General features: G+C 33.8%; 13 protein-coding genes. 9 read left to right on the top strand and 4 right to left on the bottom strand.

Features of this window, described 5'->3' with window-relative positions:
- The first annotated feature begins 106 nt into the window (after positions 1–106).
- Positions 107–823: a dienelactone hydrolase family protein gene (locus tag FHP04_RS06255; RefSeq protein WP_158319122.1), complete on the top strand. Its 717-nt coding sequence runs from the start codon at positions 107–109 to the stop codon at positions 821–823.
- Positions 824–889: 66 nt separating this feature from the next.
- Positions 890–1408 (top strand): GNAT family N-acetyltransferase, encoded by a 519-nt coding sequence (locus FHP04_RS06250; RefSeq protein ID WP_139855144.1) that lies wholly within the window; start codon positions 890–892, stop codon positions 1406–1408.
- Here FHP04_RS06250 and FHP04_RS06245 read toward each other — a convergent pair.
- The gene (locus FHP04_RS06245) at positions 1405–2046 is read right to left on the bottom strand and encodes a protein-L-isoaspartate(D-aspartate) O-methyltransferase (protein ID WP_139855143.1); all 642 of its coding nucleotides are present in this window, start codon (positions 2044–2046) and stop codon (positions 1405–1407) included. The genes FHP04_RS06250 and FHP04_RS06245 overlap by 4 nt on opposite strands.
- Before the next feature lie 326 nt (positions 2047–2372).
- Here FHP04_RS06245 and FHP04_RS06240 point away from each other — a divergent pair, with 326 nt between their 5' ends.
- The 7 genes from FHP04_RS06240 to miaA are packed head-to-tail and all read left to right on the top strand — an operon-like array spanning position 2373 to position 9467.
- Positions 2373–3341 (top strand): Gfo/Idh/MocA family protein, encoded by a 969-nt coding sequence (locus FHP04_RS06240; protein ID WP_139855142.1) that lies wholly within the window; start codon positions 2373–2375, stop codon positions 3339–3341.
- A gap of 43 nt (positions 3342–3384) precedes the next feature.
- Entirely contained in the window at positions 3385–4275 is an 891-nt protein-coding gene (locus FHP04_RS06235; protein WP_139855141.1) for a 3-hydroxybutyryl-CoA dehydrogenase, read from the top strand.
- A 46-nt stretch (positions 4276–4321) separates the two neighbouring features.
- Complete coding sequence (locus FHP04_RS06230) at positions 4322–5560, top strand: DUF1015 domain-containing protein (RefSeq protein WP_139855140.1); 1239 nt, start codon at positions 4322–4324, stop codon at positions 5558–5560.
- A gap of 44 nt (positions 5561–5604) precedes the next feature.
- Positions 5605–6258 (top strand): YggS family pyridoxal phosphate-dependent enzyme, encoded by a 654-nt coding sequence (locus tag FHP04_RS06225; RefSeq protein ID WP_139855139.1) that lies wholly within the window; start codon positions 5605–5607, stop codon positions 6256–6258.
- A 35-nt stretch (positions 6259–6293) separates the two neighbouring features.
- On the top strand, positions 6294–7676 hold the full coding sequence (locus FHP04_RS06220; protein WP_139855138.1) for an exonuclease domain-containing protein: 1383 nt from the start codon (positions 6294–6296) through the stop codon (positions 7674–7676).
- Positions 7677–7708: 32 nt separating this feature from the next.
- On the top strand, positions 7709–8563 hold the full coding sequence (locus tag FHP04_RS06215; protein WP_139855137.1) for an ion transporter: 855 nt from the start codon (positions 7709–7711) through the stop codon (positions 8561–8563).
- On the top strand, positions 8532–9467 hold the full coding sequence (miaA, locus tag FHP04_RS06210) for a tRNA (adenosine(37)-N6)-dimethylallyltransferase MiaA (protein ID WP_139855136.1): 936 nt from the start codon (positions 8532–8534) through the stop codon (positions 9465–9467). Before FHP04_RS06215 ends, miaA begins: the two co-directional genes overlap by 32 nt.
- 37 nt (positions 9468–9504) lie before the next feature.
- Here miaA and FHP04_RS06205 read toward each other — a convergent pair whose 3' ends face one another.
- From FHP04_RS06205 to coaE, 3 genes are all read right to left on the bottom strand, one after another.
- A complete protein-coding gene (locus FHP04_RS06205; protein WP_139855135.1) occupies positions 9505–10221 on the bottom strand; it encodes a response regulator transcription factor in 717 nt (238 codons plus the stop codon).
- A gap of 4 nt (positions 10222–10225) precedes the next feature.
- On the bottom strand, positions 10226–11749 hold the full coding sequence (locus FHP04_RS06200; protein ID WP_246051399.1) for a sensor histidine kinase: 1524 nt from the start codon (positions 11747–11749) through the stop codon (positions 10226–10228).
- A 121-nt stretch (positions 11750–11870) separates the two neighbouring features.
- Positions 11871–12446, bottom strand: a complete 576-nt coding sequence (coaE, locus tag FHP04_RS06195; protein ID WP_139855133.1) for a dephospho-CoA kinase — start codon at positions 12444–12446, stop codon at positions 11871–11873.
- Positions 12447–12458 lie beyond the last annotated feature (12 nt).

The following is a 12458-nucleotide window of genomic DNA, read 5'->3' as shown; positions in this document are numbered from 1 at the left end:
ATTGTGATGAAATTGACAATAGCGAAAATCATTTCTTTAAAAATAAAAGATGAAAATTACATTTAAACTCCTGCTCATATTTTCGCTTTTTACAAGCTGTATCCCAATGCAGAAAGTACCCAAAGGTGCGAAAATGACCGATTTTTTTCATTTTCAAAAAGCTGATAATTACGATGCTTCCAAATGGGCTGTTTTCCTACCTGGAACTGGAGGTTTGAGGATTTTTAAAGACACTACGCACTATTTTAACGTAGCTAAAAAACTTAATGCAGAAGGAATTTCTGTTTTATTGGTCGATAACGTTGCAGCTTATAAGGCATCCAAAAGAAATGTTGACGAAGAAGAGCCCTCTCAAATACTTTGGACGCTAGAACAAGCTTTAAAATGGGCTAGAGAGAGTGAAAGAATCTATCCAAACTCCAAAGGAAGCATTGTAGGTTGGTCACGTGCTGGCTTAGGCTTAATACCTTTGGCAAATGACAAAGCGCAACTAGAGAAATTTCATATTAAGTCAATTGCAATGTTCTATCCCGCAAATGGCTATGAGATGAAGTTAAAACCAAAGGTTCCAGTTCTAATTATGACGGGAGGAAGAGATAAAATTGTAAAAGTTGACGATATCCTTGAGCACATGATTGCAGAGAATGTAAACATTCAAGTTTATGATGAAGCCTATCACGGATATGATGTTGAAAGTTTAACGAAAGGCAAGTATTACAGAATCATTCCATTTATCAGTAAAAAACACTATTTATTAAAATACAATCAAGAAGCCGCAAGTGAATCTTTTGAGGAGTTGATTGAGTTTTTAAAAAAGCAATGATTACATATCCTCGCTTTGAATGTAAATTCATTTCAAAAACAAATTTCATAATATAGAAAAGCACTTATGGCCACCCCCTTCCCTATTCTTAAAACTGAACGTTTGCATCTACGTGAGATAAATCTTTCGGATGTAGATCGAATTCATTATTTCCGTTCAGATGAAGAAATCACAAAATTCATTAAAAGACGGGAGCCGCAAACTTTTGAAACGGCGGTGGCACATATTACAAATATTAGCAGCCAATTAAAGAAAAATCAGTCCATAACTTGGGGGATAACTTTACAAGATTCAACAGAATTAATTGGCTCGATTTGTCTTTGGAATTTTTCAGAAGATAAAAAAACTGCAGAGGTTGGTTACGACCTAGATCCTAAATTTCAAGGCAAAGGTTTTATGAGTGAGGCCCTAAAAGCAGTTTTAAATTATGGCTTCACTGAAAGAGGTTTTGAAACTATTGTGGCTTACACAGATTACAGGAATACTCCTTCAAAAAACCTCTTAAAACGCTTTGGATTTATTCCAAGTTGCGCTATAAAAGACACTGATAACCAAAATAATGAAGTGTTTTACTTAAACCGTTAGTTTTTATCCTCTAGGAGAGGTACAAATCGGAATTCTCCGTGCCCTTCTTTCACAAATTCGGTCTCAGATTTACGAGTAAACACCGTCATTATCTGAACATTTTCACCTACAGGAATCACTAATTTCCCTCCAATTTTCAACTGAGCCAATAAAGGATTTGGTACAAAAGGTGCACCTGCGGTAACTATAATTCCGTCATAAGGAGCTTCCTCTTCTAACCCAATATACCCATCACCAAAAATCATTCGCTTTGGTTTATAACCTAATTTCGGAAGAAATAATTTAGTCTTTTTAAAGAGTTCGTTTTGCCTTTCAATGGTAAAAAGAGTCACCCCTAATTCTAAAAGAACGGCAGATTGATATCCGCTTCCAGTTCCAATTTCAAGAACTTTATCCCCCCTTTCAACTTCTAAAAGTTCTGTTTGTCTAGCTACAGTATAGGGTTGAGAAATAGTTTGATCTGCCGCAATAGGAAAAGCTTTATCGGTATAAGCGTGATCTACAAAACTAGAATCCATAAAGAGATGCCTTGGAATCGTACTTATAGCCTGCAGAACATTGTTATTTACAATTCCTTTCTTTTTAAGAGTTTCAACAAGCCTCTTGCGCATTCCTTGATGAGTAAAGGTATCTTTCACATTATTAGATTTTATTTCCGAAGAATTCGGGATAGACAATTATGTTACAAAGTAACCAAATAAGCTTTATAAGCCTTAATTTGCGAGGACCAAATTCCAAAATAAATTTCAATATTCAAAAACCAAATTCCCTTCACAACTACTAAAACAGGCCAACTTAATGATTTTCATTGCTTGAACTTACAATTAAACTTATCAACATATAAAATCATAGACTCGGCTCATAAAGTTCAAAATTTTAAAACACTTAAACTACTCAACTTTTAACCCCTTCAACTTTTAAACTTTCCCTTGAAAACCCTTACATTTGTGAAAAACACACGTCAATGTTAAAAGCTGGAGTTCTAGGTGCTGGACACTTAGGAAAAATACACTTAAAACTACTGCAACAATCATCAAAATACGAACTTGTTGGTTTTTACGATGCAGATAAACAAGCTTCCGAAAAAATAGAATCTGAGTTCGGCTATAAAAGTTTTCCAACTATGGAAAGCCTTATAGATGCTAGTGAAATGGTTGTGGTAGTAACACCTACAAGCACACATTTTGAATGTGCTAAAAAAGTTCTTAAAGCTAAAAAACATCTTTTTATTGAAAAACCCATCACAGAAACTGTTGCGCAAGCAGAAGAAATTCGTGATTTAGCTAAAGAGATGAAAGTTCGCGGCCAGGTTGGACAAGTTGAACGTTTTAACCCTGCCTTTCAAGCTATAAAAGACAACATCCACAACCCGATGTTTATTGAATCGCACAGACTGTCAGAATTTAACCCTCGCGGAACCGACGTTTCTGTAGTTTTAGACTTAATGATTCACGACATAGACGCTATTTTAAGTGTAGTAAAAAGCCCTGTTAAAACGGTAAGTGCGAGTGGAGTTTCGGTAATTAGCGAAACACCAGATATTGCAAATGCAAGAATTGAGTTTGAAAACGGTTGTGTAGCAAATTTAACAGCCAGTAGAATTTCACTCAAAAAAATGCGTAAAGCGCGATTCTTTCAGCGTGATGCATATATTTCTGTAGATTTCTTAGAAAAGAAATGTGAAGTGGTGAAAATGAAAGAAGCAGCTACAAAACCTGATGATTACGCAATGATATTGACTAATGCAGAAGGCGTAAAAAAGCAGATTTATTTTGAAAACCCTCAGGTTGAAGAAAACAATGCTATTTTAGATGAACTTGAAAGTTTTTACGATGCTATTAAAGCAGATAGAACACCTGAAGTTTCTTTAAAACAAGGTACTGAAGCATTGCGAGTAGCAATGTTGATTATAGAGAATTTCAAAAAAGTATAGATAACATAAATTGATACACGAATTATAAATTCAAGATTTTAAAATGAAAAATATAGCAGTAATAGGTGCAGGAACAATGGGTAATGGTATCGCTCACACCTTCGCACAATTCGATTACAAAGTAAACCTAATTGATATTTCACAAGAATCTCTTGATAGGGGAATAGCAACTATCACCAAAAACTTGGATAGAATGGTTGCAAAAGATAAAATTTCAGAAGAGGACAAATCACGTACGCTTAACAACATTACAACTTTTACTGATTTAGAAAAAGGTGTAAAAGCAACAGACTTGGTTGTAGAGGCTGCTACAGAAAATGTAGATTTAAAACTTAAGATTTTCCGCGATTTAGAGAATTTTTGCGACGAGAATACCATACTAGCAAGTAACACATCTTCAATCTCAATCACTCAGATTGCTGCAGTAACTAAAAGACCTGAAAAAGTAATTGGTATGCACTTTATGAATCCAGTGCCGATTATGAAGTTGGTTGAAATCATTAAAGGATACAGCACTAGCCAAGAAACCTACAAGGTTATTGAAGACCTTTCTAAAAAATTAAACAAAGTTCCTGTTGAAGTTAACGATTATCCAGGCTTTGTGGCAAACCGTATTTTAATGCCAATGATTAATGAAGCCATCGAAACGCTTTATAATGGTGTTGCAGGCGTTAAGGAAATAGATACAGTTATGATGCTAGGAATGGCGCACCCAATGGGGCCTTTAGCTTTGGCCGATTTTATTGGTCTTGATGTTTGCCTTTCAATCTTAAACGTGATGTACGACGGATTTAAAAACCCGAAATACGCGCCTTGTCCATTATTGGTGAATATGGTTATGGCTGGAAAGCTAGGAGCTAAAAGCGGAGAAGGATTTTACGACTATAGCGAAAATAGAAAAGCAGAAGTTGTTGCTGCCATGTTTTCAAAATAGCATTAAAGCGATCTGCTAATTACAATCATTCATTGAATTTTAATAAATGGCCAAAATTATTCCCTTCAAAGCTGTTCGCCCAACACGGGACAAAGTGAGTTTACTCGCCGCACGCTCGTATGAAAGCTATACAGCTTTGCAGGTAGAGTCGCGATTACGAGATAATCCATTTTCGTTTTTACATATTGTAAACCCAGGCTTTAGATATCACAAGGAGATTTCTGGAGAAGAGCGTTATGGCTTGGTGAAAAATCGCTATTTAGAATTTAAAGAAGATGGTATTTTTATGCAGGACGAAAAGCCTTCCTTTTACATTTATAAAATTGTGAATCGTGATGGCTTAGTTTTCAATGGATTTGTGGGTGCAACCAGTGTTCAAGATTATGAAAACAATATAATTAAAAAGCACGAAGACACTCTTGAATACCGAGAAGTAGCTTTTAAAGAATATTTAAAAACTGTAGGATTTAATGCTGAAGCTGTACTCCTTACCTATCCAAACAATCAGGAGTTAACAGACATTAAAAAGTTGGTGATGCAAAACAGACCCGAGTATGAGTTTACAACAACATACCGAGACACGCATTACCTGTGGAATGTAGATGATGAGGAGCTTTTGAAAAAAATTCAAGACATCTTTGAAAAAATTCCATCGTTGTATATAGCAGACGGACATCACCGTTCGGCATCTTCTTATCTTTTAGCGAAAGATTTAAAAGAAGAAAACCCGCATCACACTGGAGAGGAACCATATAATTTTTTTATGAGTTACCTCATTCCTGAAAGCGATTTAAAAATATATGAATTCAATAGGTTGGTTAAAGACTTAAATGGATTGACAAAACAAGAGTTTTTAATAAAGCTCGATGAATATTTTAGAATCGAAAATCGAGGGATGGAATACTATAAACCATCTCAGGTGAATCATTTTAGCATGTATTTAGATGGGGAGTTTTATTCACTTCATCTTCGTAAAAGCAAATATAAAATCACAAATGCTCTTGATGCTTTAGATACTCATATTTTATATGTTACAATTTTAAATCCTATTTTAGGCATTGAAGATTTACGAAAAGACAAACGCATTGAATATTCACATGGTAAAAAAGATTTAGCTTACGTTAAAACGGTTGTAGATTCAGGGGAATTTGCTGTAGGTTTTGGCGTGTTACCTGTTACCACGGAAGAAATGCGAAAAATAGCAGATGAAGGCTTAAAAATGCCCCCAAAAAGCACTTATATTGAACCTAAACTTAGAAGCGGAGTTACGGTTTATGAATTCTAATTACAATTGAAATAAAGAGGGAAAGTTTAAGAAGAAAGAGAAAAATGATTTCAGAAAATTTAAAGAATTTAAAAAGTAAGTTACCTAATGAAGTGACCTTAATTGCGGTTTCCAAAACCAAACCTGTATCAGATTTGATGCAAGCCTACAATGCAGGTCATAAAGTTTTTGGTGAAAATAAAGTTCAAGAAATGGAGTCTAAATGGCAAGAAATGCCAAAAGACATCCAATGGCATATGATTGGACATCTGCAACGCAACAAAGTGAAGTATATAGCTCCATTTGTAAGCTTAATTCACGCAGTTGACAGCCTAAGGCTTTTAAAAGAAATAAACAAACAAGCCAAAAGAAATGAAAGAGTCATTGATTGTTTGCTTCAAATAAAAATTGCCGAAGAAGACAGTAAATTTGGAATGGATATAGCCGATGCAACTGCGCTACTAAACTCTGAAGAATTACAAAATTTTAAAAATGTGAAGATTGTTGGTTTGATGGGAATGGCAACATTTACAGACGATGAAAAGCAAATTTCACAAGAGTTTCAAAGACTAAAAAAAGTCTTTGACCAATTCAAAATTGAAAAATCAGAATTAAAAATCTTGAGTATGGGAATGAGTGGTGACTACAAAATTGCAATCGAGAATGGCAGCAATATGGTGCGTATAGGCAGTGCTATATTTGGCGAAAGAAACTATTAGTACAAAATTAAATTATTGAATAGTAACTAAGGTAGATGTACGCAATTTTAGATATAGAAACGACGGGAGGAAAATACAATGAAGAGGGCATTACAGAGATTGCTATCTATAGGTTTGACGGTCATGAAATAGTCGATCAGTTTTCAAGCTTAATTAATCCTGAAAGACCCATTCAGCCATTTGTGGTTAACCTAACAGGAATTAACAATGAGATGTTACGCCAAGCACCGAAATTTTATGAAGTAGCCAAACGTATTATAGAAATTACAGACGATTGTATTTTGGTAGCGCACAATGCACTTTTCGACAATAGAATATTAACCACTGAATTTGATCGTTTAGGTTATCCTTTCGAAAAACAAACGCTTTGTACTGTTGAATTGGCAAAAAAGCTAATTCCAGATATGCCTTCCTATAGTTTAGGGAAATTAGTACGTGCATTAGGAATTCCACTTACCGACCGCCATCGCGCTCAAGGGGATGCAAAAGCAACAGTTTCACTTTTCAAAATGTTGTTAGCTAAGGACACTTCAAAGCAAATTATTAGCGAAACAGTTCGAAAAGACCCAAAGAAAAAACTAGATTCCAAATTACTCAATCTTGTAGAAAACATCCCTTCAGAAGTCGGTGTTTACTATATGCTAAATGAAGCGGGGGATGTTATTTATATAGGAAAGAGTAAAAATATCAAGAAAAGACTTAGCCAACATTTTACTAGCGAAAATCGAAAGTCGAAAAGAATTCAACAGCAAGTTAAATCGGTTAGCTTTGAAAAAACAGGAAGTGAACTAATAGCACTTTTAAAAGAATCTGAAGAAATTAAGCAAATTAAACCTATGTTTAATCGTGCCCTTCGCAGATCTTCCTATACACATCAGCTCACTTCATTTGTAGATGAAAACGGTTATATAAATTTAAGTATTGAAAAAGCAGATGGCCGTAAAAAAGCTATAATTACATTTAGCAATTTTCAACAGGCAAAATCGGAACTTTTTAAAATCACTGAAGAGTATAACCTTTGTCAAAAACTCAATGGTCTTTACGATTCTAAAAATCAATGCTTCAACTACACAATTAAGGAGTGTTATGGAGCTTGTATAAATAAAGAGCCTGCAGAAGAATACAATGCACGAGTTAAAGCATTTCTAGAAAAGAAAAGCTTTGAAAACCAAAATATGTTGATAATCGATCGCGGGCGAGATGTAGAAGAGCGTGCTGTTGTTTTAATTGAAGGTGGAAAGTACAAAGGTTATGGATTTTACAACTTAAACCATCAAATTAATAACCCAGAAATACTAAAGACTATTATTAATCCAATGCAAAACAACCGAGATGCACAACATATAATTCAGAATTATTTAAGAAGTAAAAAAGTACTTAAAACAGTGAATCTTTCAACCAACTGGATTAATAAGTAATCATTGCTTATTTTTATAGTTCAGATATTTATATGAAACCATCCAATAAAAAATCTTGGCGTTACAGGCTACACGAAATTATCTATGAGGCAGACACGCCATTGGGTAAGCTATTCGATATAGTACTACTCATTCTCATACTTCTAAGTGTATTGATTGTAATGCTAGAGAGTGTTAAATCAATAGATTTAAAGTATCACGAATTATTTTATATAATTGAGTGGACAATTACTATCTTTTTTACAATAGAATACATAGCTAGAATAATTTCAGTAAAAAAACCTAAGCACTATATATTCAGCTTTTATGGGATAATAGATTTTTTATCTACAATTCCTCTATACCTTTCATTCATTCTAGTAGGAAGTAATTATTTATTAACTGTTAGAGCTTTACGACTATTACGTGTTTTTAGAATTTTAAAAATCACCCGTTATATAGGAGAAGGAAATAAACTTAAAAAGGCTTTAATAGAGAGTAGGCCTAAAATATTTATTTTCATTTTTGCAGTTCTTATCGTGGCAATTATTACTGGAACTTTAATGTATTTAATTGAAGGAGAAGCGAGTGGTTTTGAAAATATACCCGTAAGTATTTATTGGTGTATTGTAACCTTAACTACTGTAGGCTTTGGTGATATAGCTCCAATAACACCCGCTGGAAGATTTTTAGCAACTTTAATAATGATACTTGGTTACGGTGTTATAGCTGTTCCTACAGGAATTGTAAGCGCTCAATATGTTAGAAAAATTCCGGATGATTACGTTCACGTAAATACATTATCTTGTAGAAATTGCCTCGAACAAAAGCATAGAGACGACGCAGAATTTTGCCATAAATGTGGACACAATCTAAATGAAGATCCAAATCAAATTGAAAACACATAATAATCCATTGCTTATTTGTGTAGTTGGTCCAACTGCTATCGGAAAAACCACAATGGCAATAAAGCTTGCTCAAGCTTTTTCTGCTGAAATAATTTCGGCAGATTCTCGACAGTTTTTTAAAGAAATGAACATTGGAACGGCAGTTCCTTCGCAAGAAGAATTGGCAGCTGCTACGCATCATTTTATTCAAAATAAAAGCATTTTTGAAGATTATTCCGTAGGTGATTTTGAAAGAGAAGCAATTGCTTTTTTAGACGAGTATTTCAACCGTAAGAATATTGCCATACTGGTTGGTGGCTCTGGACTATATGTAGATGCCGTAGTAAATGGTTTGGATCATTTTCCTGAAGTACCATCACAAGTAAGGGTAAAACTAAATTCTGAACTCGATGTAAAAGGCATACAACATCTTCAAAGCGAACTTAAAGAAGTAGATCCTTCCTATTATAAAAAAGTAGATATTAACAATCCGCATAGATTAATACGCGCTTTAGAAATTTATAAAGCTACGGGAAAACCATATTCTACTTTTTTAAAGAAGGATTCTATTAAAAGAAATTTCGACACGATATTTATTGGCTTAGAAGCCGAAAGAGAAATAGTTTACGACCGTATAAACTTACGTGTTGATAATATGATTTCTGAAGGTCTTATAGAAGAGGCTCAACACTTGTTTAAACACAAGGAAAGAAATGCGCTTCAAACGGTAGGGTATCGAGAGCTTTTTGAATATTTCGATAACAATATTTCTAAAGAAGAAGCTATTTCAGAAATAAAGAAAAACACACGCCGATTTGCAAAGAGACAAAACACATGGTTTAAAAAAAACAAAGATATTCATTGGTTTGATTATAAAACAGACGCTATTGAAATCATCAATTTTATAAATGAAAAAAACGCCTAATAAAGGCGTTTTTTTACACATATCTTACTCTAAAATACTAGTTATCCACTTCGCTTTTTACAACTAAACGGAATCCTTCACCGTGGATGTTAATAATTTCAACATCTTCATCTTTCCCGATGTACTTACGCAGTTTTGCAATATATACATCCATACTTCTTGATGTGAAATAATTATCATCTCTCCAGATTTTAGTAAGTGCCAATTCACGAGGCATTAAATCGTTTTTATGTAAAGCCAAAAGCCTTAATAATTCATTTTCCTTTGGAGACAATTTAATTGGAGACTCCTCTTTATAAGTTAGGAAACGCAACTTTGAATTAAGGTGGAAATTACCAATCTCAAATTCAAACTGCTTACTGTCTGCAATACTATCTGTAGCTTTTCTTTGAATAATCGCTTTTATTTTCATTAAAAGCACTTCACTATCAAATGGCTTATTTAGGTAATCGTCTGCCCCCACTTTATATCCCTTAAGCACATCCTCCTTCATAGCTTTCGCTGTTAAGAAAATGATTGGCACATCTTCGTTTTTTTCACGAATTTCTTTCGCTAATGTAAATCCGTCTTTATAAGGCATCATTACGTCAAGTATGCAGAGATCAAAATCGTCTTTTTTAAATTTTTCGAAACCTTCCATCCCGTTTTTGGCGTGAGTAACGTTATAATCATTCATTGCCAAATAGTCCTTTAATACTGTTCCAAAATTTGGATCATCTTCCACTAGAAGGATCTTTTTGTTTTCTGTTTCCATAATTCTAAGATATTAAGTGTAATTTTATTATAAATGTGCTGCCTTTTCCTTTTTCACTTTCAACATAAATTTCGGCATCGTGATCATCCAAAATTCGTTTTACGTAAGCTAGACCTAGGCCATGTCCTTTTACGTTATGTATATCGCCAGTATGTTCTCTGTAAAATTTTTCAAAGATTCTTTTTTGTACTGCTTTCGACATCCCAGTACCTTGATCACGGATTTTGAGAATCACACTGTTTTTTACGTTTTCCGAGTAAATATCAATTTTAGGTTCGTCGTCAGAGTATTTTACTGCGTTGTCTAATAGGTTTACAATAACATTTGTTAAATGCGATTCGTTAGCTAACACCGCAGATTTAAGTGCTCCATAATGTGTTTTTATATAACCTCCTCTATCTTCAACAATTAAGCTTACGTGGCTAATTGCATCCTCTACTACTTCTTGTAGATTAACACGTTCTTTTGGCAGGTCCAACTCATTCTTTTCTAGTTTTGAAATTCGAAGAACATTTTCAACTTGCGCGTGCATCCGTTTATTCTCTTCTCTTATCATTCCCAAGTAACGCTCTAAAAACTCTTTATTATCCTTTACTTTCGGGTTCTTTAGTGAGTCTAATGCAAGGTTAATTGTCGCAATTGGAGTTTTAAACTCGTGAGTCATGTTATTTATAAAATCTGTCTTAATCTGAGAGATTTGTCTTTGTTTATAAATTTGAGAAATCGCACTAGAATAAGCAAGAATAATAACTGCGGTAAAGACCAAGGAAAGGATTGCCATTCCTAAAATACTATTCCAAACAAGCTTTTCTTTACCTGAAAAGTTTACATATAACTCGTAGCTGGCTTGATTGCTATTTTCAAAGAGCGGAACCATGTAAGTGCTTTCTTCATTATACTTGAAGTTTTTAGTTCTTACTTTGGTTTCTAATTCATTACTATAAACAGCAAATTCGAATTTGGTATTTAATCCTCGTTCTTTTAATTCCTTATTTAATAAATCCTTTATTTCAGAAACACTTATTCTTTTATAAATTGGAGTAAGTGTATTAATCGTACTTACAAAATTCTCGAATTGCTTTTGTTCATAATCCTTTAATCTAGAAAAAGATTCGACACGTGTTTCCGAAACTGTATTTCCATCTATTCCAGATGATAATTTTGTTTGAGTTTTTCGATTTGTTAGCTTTCTAAACTGAATAGTATCAGAATCTAAATTCAATAGTCCTGATGAAAGCTTAAAATCTTGCTCTAATATACCATCGGTAAAAATGTATGTTTCATTGGTTGCTTTATTCTGAATCTTATAAGCCAATTCAGTAAAACTCACATTATCTGGCACTTGAATACTATCTACATAAGGCATATAAAGCTTGTAATAAGCTTCAGTTTCTTTTAGTTTAATTTCCTTAGCTACCGTCAAAAGCACTTGCTTTGCAGTAATTGTAAATTGATCAGCCTTAGTACTATATGCATTGGAAATCCAATAGCCCTGTACAAAAACTATCCCTAATAATGAAAGGCTCATAAGAGCTATGAGTAAAACAAATAGCTTTTTGTTCATAGCCCCAAAAATAAGATTTTAACATTTAGCTCTTTGTTCATTTAACCAAATGTTAACAAAAGACAAGGCGAGATTTAACGTGGGTTTAACTAAGGGAGAGATGAATTTGGTTTACTAGATTCTGAGTGTCTTCTAAATCAATGTTTTCGATAATAATATCAGCTAATTCTTTCTTTTTAGAATCAGGCCATTGATTTTTAATTCGCTCTTTTACTTGGCTTTTTGTAACACCATCGCGTTTCATAACGCGAGCAATTCTTACTTCTTCTGGGGCTGTGACTAATATTACTACATCACAATTTTTATAACTTCCATTTTCAAAAAGAATAGCAGCCTCTTTAATCACGTAATCACTTGTTTGTTGTTCTCGCCATTTTTCGAAGTGTAAGCCAACTTCAGGATGAATAATAGCATTTACTCCTTCTAACAAGTTTTTATCATTGAAAATCTTTTCCGCAACGAATTTTCGATTTAGCTTATCGTTTTGATAAGCTTCCTTCCCGAGTAATTTTATTAGCTTTTCACGGATAACGGGGGAAGAATTCGTTAGCTTTTTCGCTTCAATATCAGCGATATATACAGGAACACCTAAAGCAGCAAACATTTTTATAACAGTTGTTTTTCCACTGCCAATACCTCCAGTAAGTCCAACTACTTTCATTTGTCCTATTGT

It is taken from the genome of Aequorivita sinensis (assembly GCF_006346335.1).
GTDB classification, from domain to species: Bacteria; Bacteroidota; Bacteroidia; order Flavobacteriales; family Flavobacteriaceae; genus Aequorivita; species Aequorivita sinensis.
The sequence above is the reverse complement of the archived record's forward strand: the minus strand, read 5'-3'. Positions and strand labels throughout refer to the sequence as shown.